This window comes from Selenomonadales bacterium 4137-cl (genome assembly GCA_032334055.1).
Classification (GTDB): Bacteria; Bacillota; Negativicutes; order Sporomusales; family UBA7701; genus Anaeroselena; species Anaeroselena agilis.
This window is the reverse complement of sequence record JAUOZS010000001.1, coordinates 2,643,553-2,660,865: the sequence shown is the minus strand read 5'-3', so window position 1 is coordinate 2,660,865 and position 17,313 is coordinate 2,643,553. Positions and strand designations below refer to the sequence as shown.

At 60.3% G+C, this 17,313-nt stretch carries 19 protein-coding genes and 4 tRNA genes; 19 read left to right on the top strand and 4 right to left on the bottom strand.

The features are described from left to right. The first annotated feature begins 25 nt into the window (after positions 1-25). The 3 genes from Q4T40_14055 (at position 26) to Q4T40_14045 (ending at position 3,514) form a co-directional block, all read left to right on the top strand. Positions 26-724, top strand: a complete 699-nt coding sequence (locus Q4T40_14055; GenBank protein ID MDT8902370.1) for a PIG-L deacetylase family protein — start codon at positions 26-28, stop codon at positions 722-724. A gap of 136 nt (positions 725-860) precedes the next feature. Further along, positions 861-1,931 (top strand): mechanosensitive ion channel family protein, encoded by a 1,071-nt coding sequence (locus Q4T40_14050; protein MDT8902369.1) that lies wholly within the window; start codon positions 861-863, stop codon positions 1,929-1,931. A gap of 122 nt (positions 1,932-2,053) precedes the next feature. Continuing rightward, positions 2,054-3,514, top strand: a complete 1,461-nt coding sequence (locus tag Q4T40_14045; protein MDT8902368.1) for a BCCT family transporter — start codon at positions 2,054-2,056, stop codon at positions 3,512-3,514. A gap of 35 nt (positions 3,515-3,549) precedes the next feature. Here the strand turns inward: Q4T40_14045 and Q4T40_14040 are convergent, their stop codons facing one another. Next, entirely contained in the window at positions 3,550-3,741 is a 192-nt protein-coding gene (locus Q4T40_14040) for a DUF1657 domain-containing protein (protein ID MDT8902367.1), read from the bottom strand. Between the two features lie 115 nt (positions 3,742-3,856). On the opposite strand from Q4T40_14040, the gene Q4T40_14035 reads away from it, so the two are divergent. The 8 genes from Q4T40_14035 to Q4T40_14000 all read left to right on the top strand — a co-directional run bounded on the left by Q4T40_14035 (position 3,857) and on the right by Q4T40_14000 (position 8,592). Next, positions 3,857-4,573, top strand: coding sequence for a DUF421 domain-containing protein (locus Q4T40_14035; GenBank protein ID MDT8902366.1), 717 nt, complete (start codon positions 3,857-3,859; stop codon positions 4,571-4,573). A 125-nt stretch (positions 4,574-4,698) separates the two neighbouring features. Then, on the top strand, positions 4,699-4,914 hold the full coding sequence (locus Q4T40_14030; GenBank protein ID MDT8902365.1) for a DUF1657 domain-containing protein: 216 nt from the start codon (positions 4,699-4,701) through the stop codon (positions 4,912-4,914). Positions 4,915-5,099: 185 nt separating this feature from the next. Next, positions 5,100-6,338, top strand: a complete 1,239-nt coding sequence (locus Q4T40_14025; GenBank protein ID MDT8902364.1) for a DNA polymerase IV — start codon at positions 5,100-5,102, stop codon at positions 6,336-6,338. Between the two features lie 9 nt (positions 6,339-6,347). Beyond that, the gene (locus Q4T40_14020) at positions 6,348-6,578 is read left to right on the top strand and encodes a hypothetical protein (protein MDT8902363.1); all 231 of its coding nucleotides are present in this window, start codon (positions 6,348-6,350) and stop codon (positions 6,576-6,578) included. Positions 6,579-7,005: 427 nt separating this feature from the next. After that, entirely contained in the window at positions 7,006-7,761 is a 756-nt protein-coding gene (locus Q4T40_14015; protein MDT8902362.1) for a flavin reductase, read from the top strand. A 173-nt stretch (positions 7,762-7,934) separates the two neighbouring features. Then, positions 7,935-8,132: a uracil-DNA glycosylase gene (locus Q4T40_14010; GenBank protein MDT8902361.1), complete on the top strand. Its 198-nt coding sequence runs from the start codon at positions 7,935-7,937 to the stop codon at positions 8,130-8,132. A 35-nt stretch (positions 8,133-8,167) separates the two neighbouring features. Continuing rightward, the gene (locus Q4T40_14005) at positions 8,168-8,296 is read left to right on the top strand and encodes a hypothetical protein (protein MDT8902360.1); all 129 of its coding nucleotides are present in this window, start codon (positions 8,168-8,170) and stop codon (positions 8,294-8,296) included. 101 nt (positions 8,297-8,397) lie between these two features. Beyond that, positions 8,398-8,592: a hypothetical protein gene (locus Q4T40_14000; protein ID MDT8902359.1), complete on the top strand. Its 195-nt coding sequence runs from the start codon at positions 8,398-8,400 to the stop codon at positions 8,590-8,592. A gap of 69 nt (positions 8,593-8,661) precedes the next feature. Here the strand turns inward: Q4T40_14000 and ytaF are convergent, their stop codons facing one another. Both ytaF and Q4T40_13990 read right to left on the bottom strand, forming a co-directional pair. Then, a complete protein-coding gene (gene ytaF, locus Q4T40_13995; GenBank protein MDT8902358.1) occupies positions 8,662-9,291 on the bottom strand; it encodes a sporulation membrane protein YtaF in 630 nt (209 codons plus the stop codon). Between the two features lie 111 nt (positions 9,292-9,402). After that, positions 9,403-10,272: a hypothetical protein gene (locus tag Q4T40_13990; protein ID MDT8902357.1), complete on the bottom strand. Its 870-nt coding sequence runs from the start codon at positions 10,270-10,272 to the stop codon at positions 9,403-9,405. A 214-nt stretch (positions 10,273-10,486) separates the two neighbouring features. On the opposite strand from Q4T40_13990, the gene Q4T40_13985 reads away from it, so the two are divergent. The 7 genes from Q4T40_13985 (at position 10,487) to Q4T40_13955 (ending at position 15,717) form a co-directional block, all read left to right on the top strand. Then, a tRNA-His gene (locus Q4T40_13985) sits at positions 10,487-10,562 on the top strand. Between the two features lie 14 nt (positions 10,563-10,576). Further along, a tRNA-Gln gene (locus Q4T40_13980) sits at positions 10,577-10,652 on the top strand. A 6-nt stretch (positions 10,653-10,658) separates the two neighbouring features. Then, positions 10,659-10,734, top strand: a tRNA-Lys gene (locus tag Q4T40_13975). 18 nt (positions 10,735-10,752) lie between these two features. Next, positions 10,753-10,837 (top strand) — tRNA-Leu (locus tag Q4T40_13970). Positions 10,838-11,258: 421 nt separating this feature from the next. Next, on the top strand, positions 11,259-12,425 hold the full coding sequence (locus Q4T40_13965; GenBank protein MDT8902356.1) for a M20 family metallopeptidase: 1,167 nt from the start codon (positions 11,259-11,261) through the stop codon (positions 12,423-12,425). Positions 12,426-12,450: 25 nt separating this feature from the next. After that, the gene (locus tag Q4T40_13960; protein MDT8902355.1) at positions 12,451-13,854 is read left to right on the top strand and encodes an AbgT family transporter; all 1,404 of its coding nucleotides are present in this window, start codon (positions 12,451-12,453) and stop codon (positions 13,852-13,854) included. A gap of 252 nt (positions 13,855-14,106) precedes the next feature. Further along, the gene (locus tag Q4T40_13955) at positions 14,107-15,717 is read left to right on the top strand and encodes a gamma-glutamyltransferase family protein (protein ID MDT8902354.1); all 1,611 of its coding nucleotides are present in this window, start codon (positions 14,107-14,109) and stop codon (positions 15,715-15,717) included. A 79-nt stretch (positions 15,718-15,796) separates the two neighbouring features. On the opposite strand, the gene Q4T40_13950 is transcribed toward Q4T40_13955, so the two are convergent. Continuing rightward, positions 15,797-16,258 carry a DUF1259 domain-containing protein gene (locus tag Q4T40_13950; protein ID MDT8902353.1) on the bottom strand — a complete coding sequence of 154 codons (462 nt, stop codon included), beginning with the start codon at positions 16,256-16,258 and terminating at the stop codon, positions 15,797-15,799. Between the two features lie 196 nt (positions 16,259-16,454). Here Q4T40_13950 and Q4T40_13945 point away from each other — a divergent pair, with 196 nt between their 5' ends. Then, positions 16,455-17,228 (top strand): IclR family transcriptional regulator, encoded by a 774-nt coding sequence (locus Q4T40_13945; GenBank protein MDT8902352.1) that lies wholly within the window; start codon positions 16,455-16,457, stop codon positions 17,226-17,228. Positions 17,229-17,313 lie beyond the last annotated feature (85 nt).

Sequence of the window (17,313 nt, the reverse complement as noted above, 5' to 3'; positions counted from 1 at the left end):
GGCACCGGAAGGTACGGAGGATTGTATGACCAAGGTGTTGGTTTTTTCGCCCCACCCCGACGACGATGTGATCGGCTGCGGCGGCAGTATCGCGAAGCATGTGGCCAAGGGCAACAAGGTTGGCGTGGTTTATATGACTTCGGGCGATATTGGCAGTCTGGCGCATTCTCCGGCGGAGATCGCGTCGATCAGGGAGAGGGAGGCGCGGCAGGCCGCCGGGTGCCTGGGCGTCTCCGAGGTCCACTTTTTCAAGAATCACGACGGGTATCTCGACTGCACGTGGAAAAATCTTGTGCGGGTCACGTCGCTGCTGCGGGAGTTTCGGCCTCATATCGTCTATATTCCTCACGAGGACGACCGGCACCGGGATCACCGCAAGACTCACGAGCTGGTGGTCGAGGCCTGCGGGTGGTCGGGCAGCCCGCGGGCGCCGGTTTGCGGCCAGAATCTGTGGAGGGTCGGCACGATACTTTGTTACGAGGTCGGCACGCCGGTGCGGGACTGCAGTTATGTCGAGGATATCACCGATTACATCGACGCCAAGAGCAGGGCGTTGGCGTTTCATTCGTCGCAGTTGAGCAACCTGGATTATAACGAGGCGGTACGGAGCCTGAACCGGTTTCGCGGCATAACGACGGGCGGCGGCACGTACTGCGAATGCTTCCAGGTCGTCAGGGCGACGAATCTTTTCAGTGCCAGGGATTCCTTCAGGCGGGGGGATTAATTGCCATAACGCCGGCAATGGATTATAATTGTTATTGGACAACACTCGGACAAGTAGATGGGATCTTATCGCGGGTTCCATTTTTTTGTTTTGCCGCCGCTTATTCCGCGATCCGAAGCATTACAGGAGGGGCAGCATGCTTGAGAAGATAGCCGAACTGCATTTCGCCATTATTCCCGCCGGCGTGTTTCTGGCGGCGATGATAATCGGTTTCGCCGTGAGCAAGCTGGTTTTCGCCAGGTTCGACCGGGTGGTCGCCAGGTTGTCGGGCGCTTACGGCGAGATCGTGACCAGGGCTTTGAAGGACATACCCGTTTTTGTGGGCGCGATCAGCGGCGTTTACGCGGTTATTCATTTTGTCCGTCTCGATGAGTATTGGCTGCGGGTCATGGAAGGCATCCTGCTGACGGCGGTTTTGTTCTGCGGCACGGTTATAATCGCCCGCGTGCTTTCCAGCGCGGTCGTTCTTTACACCAGAACGGCGGAGGAGGTCCTGCCGTCGACGTCTATTCTGGTGAATGTTGTCCAGATTGTCGTTTATATGCTCGGCGGTTTGATCATATTGCAGTCCCACGGGGTTTCGATCACACCGATACTGACCGCCCTGGGCGTCGGCGGCCTGGCGATAGCGCTCGCCCTTCAGGAGACGCTGGCGAATTTGTTTTCCGGGATATATATTTTGCTGTCGAGGCAATTCCGGGTGGGCGATTATATCAAGCTGAGCACCGGCGAGGAAGGCGTTGTCATGGACATCACCTGGCGGAGCACGGTGATCAAGGCGCTGGCCAACAATGTCATCGTTCTGCCGAACCAGAAAATCGCCTCCGCGACGATCACCAACTATTTTCTGCCGGACAAGGAGATGAGCATCCTGGTGCCTGTCGGGGTCGGCTACGACAGCGACCTGGAGCATGTGGAGACAGTGACCGTCGAAGTGGCCAAAGAGGTGCTGCGCGATATCGCCGGCGGGGTGGATAATTACGAGCCGGTGGTGAGGTATTATAATTTCGGCGATTTCAGCGTGGATTTTAATGTCGTGCTCAGGGTGAAGGAGTATACCGACCAGTATCTGATCAAGCACGATTTCATCAAGCGGCTGCATAGCCGGTACCGGCAGGAGGGGATCGAGATACCTTTCCCGGTGCGCACCGTGCATCTGAGGCAAGACGCCGATAATGCGAAGCCCGATGGGAGCAAGGCGGGCTGAGGAGACGGCGGACAGTATAATATGCTGCAGGGGCATGACCGTTGTTACGACGGTCATGCCCCTTTTGCATAGCAGTCTTTGCCGGTGTAAACAATACAATATCGATAGCGGAGGTGTCCCCGATGGTTTTCTATATTTCGGTCGCCATGGCGGCAGTCTTTGTCATAGGAGGGGTGCTGTTTCCGTCCGCCCTGGCGGCTTACGCCGGGTATCTGTTTGCGGCGATAATAGACGGTTTTGGCTGGTTTTATCTTTGGGCGACCCTGGGATTTCTGGTTTTCTGCGTATATCTCGCCTTCAGCCGGTTCGGAAAAGTACGGCTTGGCCGCGACAACGACAAGCCGGTGTTCTCAAATCTGACCTGGTTTTCGATGCTGTTCAGCGCCGGGATGGGGATCGGGCTTGTCTTCTGGGGCGTGGCGGAACCGATGTTCCATTACATGAACCCGCCGCTGGGGCTTGAGGCAAAGACGCCGGAGGCGGCGCGGGCCGCGCTGCGGTACGCTTTTTTCCACTGGGGGCTGCATCCTTGGGGCATATACACCGTTATGGCGCTCGCGATCGCGTACTTTTCCTTCCGAAAGGAAGGCAAAAACCTGATAAGCGAGACTTTCACGCCTCTGGGGAGCAGCCCGGACGGTTTGATAGGGAAAGCCATCGACGTTCTGGCGATAATCGCGACGGTTTTCGGCGTGGCGACCTCGCTGGGGCTCGGCGCTCTGCAGATCAACAGCGGCCTGACCAAGCTGTTCGGGGTGCCGGGCAACGTGACCGCGCAGCTTAGCATCATCGGGATTGTGACTGTGGTGTATATTCTGTCCGCGTCGACCGGGCTCAACAAAGGTATCGCCTGGCTGAGCAACGCGAATATCGCGGCGGCGGCCCTGCTGCTGATCTTCGTCGTGGCCGCCGGGCCCACGGCATTTTTGTTCGAGGTTTTCACGGTGACTTTCGGCGGTTATATCCAGGAGGTCGCTTTCATGAGCCTGCGTCTGACGCCTTTTTCGCAGGCGAGCTGGGTCGGGGAGTGGACGCTGTTTTATTGGGCGTGGTGGATTGCGTGGGCGCCGTTCGTCGGTTCTTTCATCGCCCGCGTTTCGCGGGGCAGGACCATTAAGGAGTTTGTTCTCGGGGTGCTGCTTGTCCCGAGTATTTTCAGTTTCCTGTGGTTTTCGGTATTCGGGGGAACGGCGCTGAATCTCGAGATGTTCCAGGGGTACCCCATCGGGGCGGGCGTGCAGCAGGACATAGCGGCCGCGTTGTTTACGACGCTGGAGTATCTGCCGTTCGGCAGGATCGCCTCGCTGTTGGCGCTGGTACTGATAATCACTTTTTTCATCACTTCGGCGGATTCCGCGACCTTCGTGCTGGGCATGTTTTCCACGGACGGAAATCCGGACCCCTCCAACAGGGTGAAGTTTATCTGGGGGATCCTGCAGTCCTCGATCGCGACCGTTCTGCTGCTGAGCGGAGGTCTGAAGGGGCTTCAGCAGGCTTCGATCGTAGCTTCGCTTCCTTTCGCGGTGATTATGGTGTTTATGTGCGTTTCGTTACTGAAGGCGTTAAAAAAGGAGAAGGTTTAGACAGCGGCCGCGGCCCGGGGCGGCGGGACAAAGAATTATTGCAGGCTTTCCTGGACGATGCCGAGCCGGTGATTGAGCTGCATGAGGTGTTTTACCATGTCTTTTTCCATGGACTGGAAAGCCTGCTTCATCGCCGGGTCTGTAGTGGCCTCGGCGAACTGGGCATAGGTTCCCTGGGCGGCCTTGGCGGCCGCGATCGCTTTTTGCAGGTCTTGTTTGACGGTCATGTCCGTATCCCACCTTTCAAGCTTATTGTTCGACGGGAACGGGGGTTTTATCCCGGTCGAATAGGGGCGGACGGCCGCGGGAAGGATAGTACAAAAACGTCCGGGCGGAGGTAGTATGAACGAACTGTTGGACATTGTCATCAGGGCCACGGTGGCCTATATGCTGTTACTGCTTCTTACGCGGGTAATGGGGAGGAAGCAGATATCCCAGCTCACCTTCTTCGATTTCGTCAGCGGGATCGCCATCGGTTCGATCGCGGCGTCCACGTTCTTCAATCCCGCCATGCCGACGTATCTGGGCGTTGCCGCGCTCGTGGTCTGGACAGGGTGGGTGCTGGCGACCGCCAAGCTGACGCTGGTCAGTCTGCCGGCCCGCAAGCTTGTCGAGGCCGAACCGCTCATGGTCATCCATAAGGGCAGGATTCTCGAGGAGAAACTGACTGACCGGCACTATAACGTGAACGATCTTCTCAAGCAGCTCCGGGAGAAGAGTATCTTCGACCCCGGGCAGGTCGAGGTGGGGATAATCGAGACCGACGGCAAGCTGAGCGTTCTTAAGAAAAGCCAGTTCCAGACGGTAACCGCCGGCGATTTGGGCGCGGCGGGTCCGCCTGCTGCCAGCGGGGGCCTGGTCGGCAAAGAGATAATCATCAACGGCGAGATCCTAGATGACAATCTGGCCGCGGCCGGGCTCACCCGCGCCATGCTGGCCGATTATCTGCGGGCTAACGGCATTGAGGACGCCGCCGCCGTGGAGCTGCTGCTAGTCAACCCCCAGGGGCAGTATTATCTCGATCTGAAGAAGGACGGCGCCGCCGGGAAGGGGCGATGAAGGACCGGTAAGGCGGATGGACGGGCGGGGCGCTTGTCTGGAGGCAAAGGGGTCCGCCGCAGCGGGGGAATAGCGGGTGACGAACGGGGCATGCTATCGCCAGTATATATTAGGAGGTGCCTTTCGTGACTGTCAAACAAGATTTGCAGAAAGCTTTGTCCACCGCCGAGTCGGCCCAGGGAACTTACGCCCAGTTCGCCAGTTCGACCCAGGATCAGAATGCCAAGCAGATGTTCCAGCAGATGGAGCAGGATATGACGCGGCATATACAGGTCCTCAACAGCCGGCTCAACCTGGTGCAGGAGGAGAACCAGCTCAACCAGCAGCAGAGCGGACAGTAGCGGCTGAGGGGCGGCGATTCCGCTTGTTAGGGCGTGATGCGGGGTGCGTGCAATGCTGATTGCACGCACCCCGCATCACTTGTCGGCTGGAGGAGGCTTTCCAGTAATTACCCCTCTTTACACACCGGCCTGTCCGCCGTTATACTGAAAACACGAACACATGTTTGGTTAAGGCGGTGGAGGGGTTGGCGCGGACGATTCTGCATGTCGATCTTAATAATTTTTATGCGTCGGTGGAGTGCCTTTACCGGCCGGAGCTGCGGGAGCTGCCGGTGGCGGTGACCGGGGACGCGGCGGCGCGCCACGGCATCATTCTGGCGAAGAACAATCTGGCCAAGGGGTGCGGGGTGAAGACGGGCGAGGCTATCTGGCAGGCTCGCCAGAAGTGCCCCGGGCTGGTGTGCCTGCCGGCCGATTTCCGCAGGTACCTGCGTTTTTCGCGGCTGGCGAGGGCGGTTTACGAGGATTATACCGACCAGGTGGAAGCTTTCGGGATCGACGAGGCGTGGCTGGATGTGACCGGCTCGGCGCGGCTGTTCGGCGACGGGACGGCGATCGCCGACGCCATCCGCCGCCGGCTGCGCGAGGAGGTGGGGATCACCGCGTCGGTGGGGGTGTCGTTCAACAAGGTTTTCGCCAAGTTGGGCAGCGATATGAGGAAGCCGGACGCGACGACGGTGATTACGGCTGATAATTTTCGCGAGCTGGTGTGGCCGCTGCCGGCGGGGGAGCTTTTGTATGTGGGGCGTTCGACGCGGAGCAAGCTGGCGAACAGGGCGGTTTATACGATCGGCGATCTGGCGGGGCGCGAGGTGAAGGCGCTCCGTCTGCTGCTGGGGGTGTGGGGGGAGACGCTATGGCATTTCGCCAATGGGCTGGACGATTCGCCGGTGCGCCGCAGCGGGGAGGAGGGCTTCATAAGGTCGGTGGGCAACAGCACGACGACGCCGCGCGATCTCCTCTCGGAGGAGGATGTGAAGTTGATCGTGTTTGTGCTGGCGGAGAGCGTGGCCGCGCGGCTCAGGCGGCACGGGTTGAAGTGCCGGACGGTGGCGGTGAGCGTGCGGGATGCGGAGTTGTTTTCGTTCGAGCGGCAGGGGAAGCTGGCGGCGCCGTCGTGCGTTTCGGCGGATATCGCGGCGCGGGCGATGGAGCTTTTTCGCGAGCATTACGGCTGGGATAAGCCGATCCGCAGTGTCGGCGTTCGCGGCGCAGAGCTGGTGACGGCAGGCAGCCTGACGCAGCTCGATATGTTCGCGGCGGACGCGGCGGGCAGGGAGGCGCTGGAACGGACGGTGGACGATCTGAGGCGGCGGTTCGGGCCTTACAGCGTCCGGCGCTGCGCCCTGCTGCAGGACCGCGCGCTGACGGGGTTCAATCCCAAGGATGATCATGTCATTCATCCGATATCATTTTTTCGGTAGGTGAGGACGATGGGGAAGACGTTCGTGAAGGTGACGGCGGAGCACGACGAGGGCGGCCGGGTAAGGCCGCTGGCGGTGACCTGGACCGACGGCCGGCGGTATGAGGTGGACAGGGTGACGGATGTGCGGCAGGCGCCTTCCCTGAAGGGCGGCGGCCTGGGGGTGAGGTATACCTGCCGGATACGGGGGAAGGAGGTTTACCTGTTCTGCGACGAGGGGAAGTGGTTCGTGGAAAGGTAAGGGGAAAATGGGTTGAGTGGGAGACGGCTGACGATGATCGCAAGGGTTCCGAGCCTTTGCGGTTTTCGCTTTGGGGACGGTATTGAAACGGTATCGCGGACTTTTACCCGGCTGCTGCCGGCGGCGCGGAGCATGTCCAGGTACATGCCGAGGGATATTAGCATTACGACGACGAATATCGCGACCGATAGGGAATAGAACAAAAGGTTGTTGTGTTCGATCAGGTGAAAAGCCTTTTGCATGGTTCCTCCTCCTCTTTATTTATTTGTTATTCTAGCAGCGAATTATTACAAATTTGTTACAAGGGGCGCTTTTTCCGCAGACAGGCGGGGTGTATCCGCAAAACGGGCCGCTATGGGCCGATGGCAGGATTTTTGTCGATCATGCTTGAAGAGTTGCAGAATAAGGAGCGAAGTGGAGGCAGACAATGAAAAAGTGGGTTTGCAATGTTTGCGGCTATGTACATGAGGGGGATAATCCCCCTGACGTGTGTCCGGTATGCGGCGTCGGCCCGGAGGAGTTCAGCCTGCAGGGCGAGGCGGTGAAGGAGGCGGCTCCGCCTAAACGCTGGAAATGCACGGTGTGCGATTATATTCATGTCGGGGATGAACCGCCCGATGTCTGCCCCGTCTGCGGCGTGGGCAAGGACAAGTTCATCCTGCTGGTCGATGAAGTCGTCGAGCTTACGCCAGAAGCGGTTTTAACGGCCGACGAAGGGACTATCAATGCCGCTTTGGACGCGGTATCATACGGGTTGTACGTTGTTTCGTCGACGAAGGACGGAAAAATAAACGGACAGACGGCAAATGCCGTTTTTCAGGTCACCGCCAGGCCGCCGCAAATTGCCCTGTGCCTTAATAAGCTTAACCTGACGACCGAGTTTATTGAGGCCAGCGGTAAGGTGGCGGTATCGATTCTCGCCCAGGAGCAACGCGATATGGTAAGAGTGTTCGGCTACCAATCAGGCCGCACGGCCGATAAGTTTGCCGCGGTCGAGTACGTTACCGGCAAAAACGGGTGCCCGATCTTGAAAAATTGCCTGGGCTATCTGGAGGCGGAGGTTCTTCCGGACAAAACCACCGATGTCGGCACCCATATCTTGTTTGTGGCCAAGGTGACTTCCGGGAAACTGGCGGGCAAAAGCGACGCGCTTACTTATGCTCTTTATCGCAAGGTGAAATAGTATGCCCGCCGCGGGGCGTTTGCGCGGACGGGGCGGTACGGCTTGGGAGGCAGGCCCGCAGGGCCTGCTTTTGTGTGCGCCTGTGCGGAACGGGAAAAATTGTTCCTATCGGATAGTAATACTGGTATAATATAATATGATGCTATTGAGCGGGCGAACCGCCGGAGGATGCGATGATGCCAGCGAAGCCGCTGTGCCTTATGTGCCGGCATTATTACGTGACTTGGGACAGGGATTTCCCCCATGGCTGCAGGGCGATGGGGTTTAAGAGCAGGTCGGCTCCGTGCCTGGTGACGAAGGATGCGTCGGGGCTGGAGTGTTTGTCCTTCGTCGCGAAGGCGGGGCGGCGGGAAAACGACGGGGCGAGGTAGGGAAGATGTTCAGAGTGAGGCATGAGTGCGGGGGAATGGCGCACCTGGTTGGCAAGCAGCCGGTGCGGGGCTGGAATCTTTACTGCTGCAACCGCTGCGGCGAGGCGTATTACCGCTGGATAACCCAGGCGATGCTCGACTGGGCCGCCAAACAGGGCGTCTAGGGCGCGAAAAAACGATCGGGTAAATTGGGAATAAGTGGTAGTTATTGGAAATATATGGTATAATAACCCCGCGTAGGTGAATTTTGCTAAGCGGGGTGTGGATGTTGACCGATAATTTTGTCGAGGGCGAGTTGGCGTGTTTTTTTGCGGCCAATCCCGGGGCCCGTCAGGCGGAGGAGGCTGAGCTGCTGGAGCTCTGGCGCCGCTGGATCGCGGAGCGGGTGCCTAATCTGGCGCTGGCCCGCATGACGATCGGCCAGGTGATAAGGTACCGCGGCGACGCTCCGGCGGATTAGACCGGTACGGCGAAAAAAGCTTCGCGTGTGTGCGAAGCTTTTTTGTTGGGGCGCTGGCAATGACTGAGGTTATTTGATGAGGCGGAATACGGCGAGGAGGACGAGTATCGCGCCAGGCAGGTAGAATAGGCGTTTTTCCGGCCCCGGGGCGAAGACGGCGGCGAACAGGACGCCGAGGCGCAGAAGGGCCATCTGGATGAGGGCCATGACGAGCGGGGTGTAGAGGGGAAGGAGGCCGATGAGGCAGGCGCCGAAGATGGCCGCCATGTTGTCGAGTCCGAGGGCGACGCCCAGGTAGACGGCTTCGGGGGGGCTGATGGTTTTCGACCGGTCGAAGTCGGCGTATTCGGGGTCGGACATGATGGAGACGATTATTCTCCCGAGGCGGATGGTGAGCCGGTCGGCTGCGCCGGCCGGCGGAAAGGCGAGTTTTTTGAGGAGGTAGTCCTGGAAGATGTTCCAGGCGCCGAGGGTGAAGAGGAGAGCCGAGCCGGCCCAGACGGCGACGGCGGGGTCGACGGCGGCGCTTGCGAAGTCGCCGGCCAGCATGGGGATCGCCGAGAATACGGCGGTGACGAGGCCCACGACTGCGAGTGAGGCGGGCGGGATGCGGATGGCGCCGGCTTCGTAGGTGACTCCGGTGAAGAAGGAGTCGAGGCTTACGGCCAAGGCGAGTAGGATGATATAGGCAAGGTCCAATGTTATCCCTCCCGGAAGCACTTCGGGGTATTTTATGCCGCGGGCCGGCGGGAGGTGAAACGGCGGCAAAAAAAGCCCCGCTTTCGCGGGGCGGAGTGGTGGGCGAAGCCGTTAGTAGTATTCGATTTCCTGGGTGAACGTCTGGGATGACGCCTGACCGTTGGCGTCGCGACGGGTCATTACGAGCCTGGTCCAGTTGCCGTGTTTGTCGTATTCGCCCTTGACGGAGAGGGTGACGGTGGCGGCGGGCTTGTCGGACTGGTAGAAGGCGTCGGTGAGCCGGCCGCTCAGGTCGTAGCGATATTCGAGCTTGTTCGTGCTTTCCGCGGTGGCGGGGCCGTCGGGCTGGGGAGAGCTTACGAACAGCCGGCTGAGGATGCGGCCGCTTTTGTCGTAGACCCGTTCGATGTTTACCGTGCCGCGTTTGGTGAGCCGCGAGGTCTCGCGGGTGACGAGGCCGGCGGGGTTGTATTCGTAGGCGGCGTCGTAGAGGACGCCTTCGGCGTAGCGGATGGTTTTGGCGGTGACGAGGCCGCGACCGTCGGTCGTACCGGAGCCCAGTTCGGCCATTTTGCCGCCGAGGGCCGGGGCGAGGAGTTTGAAGCCGCGGCCGGCCGGGTCGTAGTGGACGAAGTAGACGGTTTGCTTGTCGGTGCCGGCGTTTTCGACCCGTTTGGCGGGGCGGCCGGCTTCGTAGGCGATCTGTTCGTTGGTGAAGCCGGGGATGAATTGTTCGCGGCTCAGGGGTTTGCCTCCTCGGTCGAAGGAGGCCGCCCAGTAGGATTCGCCGCTTTTGACGGTGACTTTTTTGACCGGGCCGTAAAGGGGGCCTTGGAGTTCGTCGCTGAGAAAGAGGTTGAAGAGGCCGGCGGGGATGCGCTGGGGGAGACGTTCGGCGGCAAGGGCGGCGCAGGGCAGGGCGGCGACGAAGAAGACCGCCAGCAGGAGCGCCAGGATGCGGGTGCGGAACAAGGTTTTCATCGGTGATAATCCTCCCATGGTCTTATTGGTATATATTTACATTCTAGTAAAAAATTACAAATCCTGCCGGTCGTGAAAATATTTCGTCGGAAAACGGGTAGTTTTATTACAAAAAAACCCATTAATTACATTTATTTTTAGCTTTCAGCCTTATTGACATAAGGGTACCCCCATGGTAGAATATATTTTGTCGCAGGCGCTGCCTGCTTTTATGGTGGCTGTGGTGAAGTGGTTAACACGCCGGATTGTGGCTCCGGTATTCGAGGGTTCGATCCCCTCCAGTCACCCCACTAAATCAATACACAGGGGCGTAGCCAAGTCGGTAAGGCAACGGACTTTGACTCCGTCATGCGTTGGTTCGAGTCCAGCCGCCCCTGCCAAAATGTGACCCACTAGCTCAGTCGGTAGAGCACCTGACTTTTAATCAGGGTGTCGATGGTTCGAGTCCATCGTGGGTCACCATTTTCTATGTTTGGACATGCGGGCGTGGCGGAACTGGCAGACGCGACGGACTTAGGATCCGTTGGGTAAAACCGTGGGGGTTCAAGTCCCTTCGCCCGCACCAGTTACTAATTCAAGGGTTCGCCGACTTGCTTCAAGTTGGGCAAACCCTTGTTTTTATTTTAATAGACGGTACTGGTGACACCAGTACGCAACCAAGGAAAAGCGCAGGTTATTCTAGCCTGCGTTTTTTTGCTTTATTGCCAAGGGTCAGCAGCTAGATCTTATTCGTATTTTCCAGGAAGCTGGCATTAGGCCGTAAGCGGTGAGTTGTTTTTCCCCGGGGGGGGGGTATCGGTAGTTGCTATAGCCTGAAAAAAATATAATTGATAGAAATTAGAGGGGCTAAATGGTAAAATACCCCTATAATAGCCGGCAAAATTAACTGATGTTGTACTTGGCGAAAGTTTGTCCTGAAAGACGATTTTGCCGGTACAAGTTCGAGCAAGGCTTTTTATTGAAGCCTGCGACAAAGCGGAGGTACTATGACGATTTTGCAGCAAGCGCAGGAGCAAGCGGCGTATCTGACGAAGATCCGTCGCCATCTGCATCAGAACCCGGAAATAGGCTTCGAGGAGACGGAAACGACCGCGCTCATCCGCCGGGAGTTGGCGGCTATGGGGGTCGAGCTTCAGCCGCTGGCTATGGATACCGGGGCTGTCGCGCTTATCCGGGGGGAAAAGCCCGGTCAGGGGAAAGTCATCGCTCTGCGGGCCGATATCGACGCCCTGCCTATTCAGGAGCAGACCGGCCTGCCTTACGCGTCGGCCCGGCCCGGTCTGATGCACGCCTGCGGCCACGACGGCCATACGGCCGTGCTGCTGGGGGTCGCTAAGCTGCTGAACGGTATGCGGGACAAGTTTTCCGGCACGGTCAAGCTGATTTTTCAGCCGGCGGAGGAACAGTTGTACGGCGCGCGCCGCATGATCGAAGCCGGCGTTCTGGAGGACCCGGCGCCGGAAATGATCCTGGGTCTGCACGGCGGTACGGAGACGCCGCTGGGCAAGGTGGGAGTCTGGTCCGGTCCGTTTATGGCGTCGGCGGATCAGTTCACCGCGACGGTCATCGGGGTCGGCGCCCACGGCGGCTACCCTCACCGGGGCAAAGATCCGCTGCTGACGGCGGCGCAGGCGGTTGTGGCGCTGCAGGCGGTGGTGAGCCGGGAAACGGACGCGGTCGATAAGGTTGTTCTTTCGATTTGTCAGTTCCATGCCGGGTCGGCTTTCAATGTGATTCCCGGCGAGGCGGTGATCAACGGCTCGGTCCGCTGCCACGACGCCAAGATCCGCGAGGAAATCCCCCGCAGGATGGAACGGATTATCGCCGGGGTTGCGGCCGCTTACGATTGCAGCTATAAGTTCGATTATGTGTTCGGCATCCCGGCGGTGGCCAATACACCGGCGGTGATGGAGGCTTTCGCCGCCGCCACCGGCGAGGCGCTAGGCGGCGGGAATGTGGTCGGCCTGGACCGCCCGCTGATGGGCTCGGAGGATTTTGCGTATTTCCTTGAAAAGGTACCTGGCGGTATTTTCCGCCTGGGCATAGGAAGCGGCCAGGGTTCGCTGCATCATCCCAAGTTCGATTTTCCTGACGCGGCGATCCCGGTCGGCGTGGCGGCGATGACGCAGTTCGCCTTGATGCAATGTAAATAATGTAGATAGAAGGGGAGGTTTTTTTGTGGCGGAGAAAAAGCTTGGGTTTAAGTTTCCGCATGTGTTTGCTCTCATGTTCATGATTACCGTTTTTATGGCTATCCTGACCTGGATTGTGCCCGCGGGCCAGTTCACCCGCGTGAAGGAGGGCACTATCACTAAGGTCGTGGCCGGGTCGTACCATGTTGTGCCGGCTCATCCGCAGGGATTCTGGGAAGTTTTCCTGGCTGTGGTCAAGGGCTGGGAACAGGCCGCCGTCATGATCTTCATGGTCTTTTTCGTCGGCGGCGCTATCCATATTCTGGAGCAGACCGGCACGATCCGCATCGGCCTGGGACGCATCGTCCGCGGGCTGAAAGGGCGCGAGATGTTCGCCGTCGGGTTGGTGATGACGATCATGTCGATCGGCGGGGCTACGGGCGTTTTCGCCAATCCGGTCGTCGCGCTGATGCCGATCGGCCTGATGCTGTCCAAGGCGCTCGGCTATGACGAGGTGGTCGGCTTCGGCATGATTTATCTCGGGGCGTACGCCGGTTTCAACGTGGGTTGGGGCAATGTGTTCACGGTGGGCATCGCCCATTCGGTTGCTCAGTTGCCGATGTTTTCCGGCATGGGTGTGCGCGTGCTGTTCCATGTGGTGAACCTGGCGCTGACTTTCGGGTTCGTGTATATGTACTGCCGGAAAATCAAGGCCGATCCCACGCAGAGCCTGACGTACGAGCCCGGGAAAATGGCGGCGGCCGACGCTCAGGCGGCGGGGAACGAGAAAGAGGAGCAACTGACCTGGCGGCACATGCTCTGCGCGGCGATCGCTTTCATCGGCTTTGCGGCGATCATTTACGGCTCGCTGAAGCTGAAGTGGGGTATCCGCGATTATTCGGTCATCTTCTTCATGATGGCGGTTTTGAGCGGCATCGTCGGCGGCCTGGGAGTGACCGGGACGGCAACCGCCTTCGTAAGAGGCTGCGGCACGATGGTTTACGCGGCGTTTGTCATCGGCATGGCGCGGGCGATCTCTGTGGTCATGTCGGACGGCAGGATCATCGATTCGATCATCCATTATCTGTCGATGCCGATCGCGCAGATGGGGCCGGTGCTGGGAGCGAACATGATGCTGGCGGCGAATATTATCATCAACTTTTTCATCCCGTCCGGGTCGGGGCAGGCGGTCACCGTTATGCCGATCATGGTCCCGCTGGCCGATCTGACCGGGATTACACGCCAGGTGGCCACCCAGGCTTTCCAGTTCGGCGACGGCTTCACCAATTGCATTATGCCGACGGCCGGCGTGGTTATGGGCTGCCTGGGGATAGCCGGTATTTCGTATGAACGGTATGTGAAATGGTTCTGGCCGTTCCTGGTGGTGCAGCTCGTGCTGGCGTTCGTGGCGATTACCGTCCTGCAGTTGATGAAGTGGGGACCGGCATAGAGACATGCGCTATTCCCCGAGGGTGTCAATTATTGATTTCGGAAGAGGTCATCCGCAAGGGTGACTTTTTTCCGTGTTGGCCCTGCCGAAAGAAGCGCCGGTTTGCGGGGCGCGGGGAAATCTGCGGGCAGTGTGGCGCGCGCCGGGAGGGAAAGGCGAAGGGGCCGTGGAATAGCACCGGAGAGAGTACAGACAGGCGTCCGGCGCGGTGAGCGCGACCGTGGACGGCTGACCCGAAGAGAGGGAGATTGTATGGATTTTGACGCGTTGTATTATCCTTATCCGTCGCGGCGGAGCGTGGTCTACGCGCGGAACGGCATGGTGGCCACGTCGCAGCCGCTGGCGGCCGCGGCCGGGCTGGCGGTCTTGCGCCGGGGCGGCAACGCGATCGATGCGGCGGTTGCCGCGGCGGCCTGCCTGACCGTTGTCGAGCCGACTTCGAACGGCATCGGCGGCGACGCGTTCGCGCTGGTATGGAGCCAGGGCAGGCTCTACGGCCTGAACGCAAGCGGCCCGGCGCCCGCGGCCCTTACCATCGACGCGGTGACGAAGCGGGGCTGCCGGGAGATACCTCCCGACGGCTGGCTGGGCGTCACCGTTCCGGGTGCGCCGGCGGCCTGGGCGGCACTGGCGGAACGGTTCGGCAGCCTTACGTTGTCCGAGGCGCTGCAGCCGGCGGTGGAGTATGCCGAGGCGGGGTATCCCGTGTCGCCGGTGTGCAGCCGGCTGTGGGAACAGGGGCGCCGGCGGTTCGCCGCGGCCGGTGGGGAGGAGTTCCGGCCGTGGTTCGATACCTTCGCGCCGGGCGGCCGGGCGCCGCGCGCCGGGGAGGTATGGCGGTCGCCTGACCACGGGCGGACGCTGCGCCGCATCGCCGAGTCCGGGGCGAAGGATTTTTACCGGGGGGAGCTGGCGGAGCGGACGGTCGCGTTCGCGAAAAGCTCGGGCGGGTACCTGGGGGCGGACGATCTGGCCGGCTACAGCCCCGAGTGGGTGGAGCCCATCGGCGTGAATTACCGCGGCTACGGGGTCTGGGAGATCCCCCCCAACGGACACGGCCTGGTGACGCTGCTGGCGCTGAATATCCTCAAGGGGTTCGATTTCGATCCGGGCGCGAAGGACGCGGTCGAGACTTATCACAAACAGTTCGAGGCCGTCAAGCTGGCGTTCGCCGACGGTTTGGCCTTCATCGCCGACCCGCGAAAGATGAGGGTTACGGTGGCGGAGCTGCTGTCGGACGCCTACGCCGACGAGCGGCGCCGGCTCATCGGCCGCGAGGCTCTCGCCGCGGCGCCGGGATCGCCGCCCCGGGGAGGCACGGTATATCTGGCGACCGCCGACGCCGCCGGCAACATGGTGTCGTATATCCAGAGCAATTACATGGGGTTCGGGTCCGGGCTCGTTGTGCCCGGCACCGGCATCGCCCTGCACAACCGGGGGTGCAATTTCTCGCTCGACCCGGACCACGCCAATTGCCTTGAGCCGGGGAAAAAGCCGTATCACACCATCATCCCCGGTTTTCTCACCAAGGACGGCCGGGCGGTCGGCCCCTTCGGGGTGATGGGGGCGTTCGTGCAGCCCCAGGGGCACCTCCAGATGGTCATGAACACCGTGGATTTCGGGCTCAACCCCCAGGCGGCCCTCGACGCGCCCCGCTGGCAGTGGACGCGGGGCAAAACCTTCGAGGTCGAGCATCAGTTCCCGGAGGCGGTCGCGGAGGCGCTGGCCAGGCGCGGCCACGATATCCGCCGCTCGGTGGGCAATCTGGCGATGGGCCGGGGGCAGATTATCTGGCGCGACGCCGCCGGCGTGCTGGCCGGCGGCTCGGAGCCGCGGACGGACGGAACGGTGGCGGCCTGGTAGGACCGGAATTGTCCGGATAACAGGAAAAGCCCTTCGACGAAGGCCGAAGGGCTTTTTGACGTTAGTGTCTGTGGCGGGGCTATTCGTCGTCGCCGGCGCGGCCGGTGAGCGCGGTGAAGGCGTCCGCGACGGCTTCGGCGAAGCCGAGCGGGTCGCCGACGTTTTCGAAGTGGACGGATATCAGGCGCGGCCGGTCGAACAGCCAGTGGGTCTGGACGGTGGCGACGAGGATGTCATTCTCCCGTAGGGCATCGATGAAGGGGTTGACCTCGCGCTGGAGGACCATTACTTCGCCGGTGTTCAGGGTGTTGCCGTTGACATCGGGCGACTGGTATGAGAACATGGCGGCCGCTTGGTAAGGCCGGCCGAGGATGACGGGGGAAAGCTCGGGGCGCGGACGCGCGACGACGCAGGCGGTCGCCGAGGAGTCGACGATGGTGCCGCCGAGGATGCGGGCGAATTGACGGCAGACGCTGGCGTTGTTGGCGATTTCGCCAGCGACGTAGGCGGCGACGGCGTTGTTTTTATTGTTTTTGGGCAAGCTGATCATCTCCCGTATAGGTTTTCAGTATATATTATGGGCGATGAAGAGGTTATGTGAACGCGGGTGAGCGGGGAAGAACGCAGGCGATACTTCGTGCTACCGGTACCGAGAGGTTGCATGATGAGGAATGTTTATGCTACTCTTTAGGAAAAGGCCCGGCCGAGCGGCGGAGGCTAAACCTGGGAGGGATGACATGGCCGGCGACAACGAACTTATCAATTCCATCGACCGGGCGCTGGATATCCTGCTGCTGCTCCAGCAGGAGGGCAAGGAGATGGGTGTGACGCAGATCGGCTCTGTGCTCGGCATTTATAAGAGCACCGTCCACCGGACGCTGGCGACGCTGGAGGCCAAGGGCTTCGTGCAGCAGAACCCCGATAACGGCAAGTACTGGCTGGGCATCCGCCTGTATTCGCTGGGGATGCTGATCCGCGAGCGTCTGCCGTTGAAGAATATCGCCTATCCTTTCGCGAAGGAGCTGTCGGAGCGGTTCGACGAGGTGGTGCATATTTCCATCCTGGACAAGAGCGCGCTGACATATCCGAAGCATATCATCATCGACAAGATTCAGGGCCGGCAGCAGGTGCTCAGCCTGACGCCGCCGGTGGGGTCGAGCGCCGCCTGCCACAGCGCGGCGGTGGGCAAGTGCCTGATCGCTTTCAGCCCGCGCAGTTATCTGGAGAGGTTTGTCGGCAATCCGCTGCCGGCGTTCACCGATAAGACGATCTGCTCGTGGGACGCACTGCTGGCGGAGTTGGAGACGATCAGGCGCCAGGGCTACGCTGTGGACGACGAGGAGTTGGAACTCGGCCTGACGTGCGTCGCCGGACCGATTTTGGACCGCCACGCCGGCATCATCGCCGCCCTCAGCCTGTCGGGCCCGACGACGAGGGTGCGGGCGAGGTTCGAGGAGATCGCAGCCGAGGTGATGAGGACGACGCGGGCGATTTCGTCCAGTCTCGGGTAACCTCGGTCGTTTTTCGGTACGCTTACTTACCAGCCTTTCGCATGGAGGGCTGGTTTTTGTTATGGGGGCAGAAAAAAATTGCTTT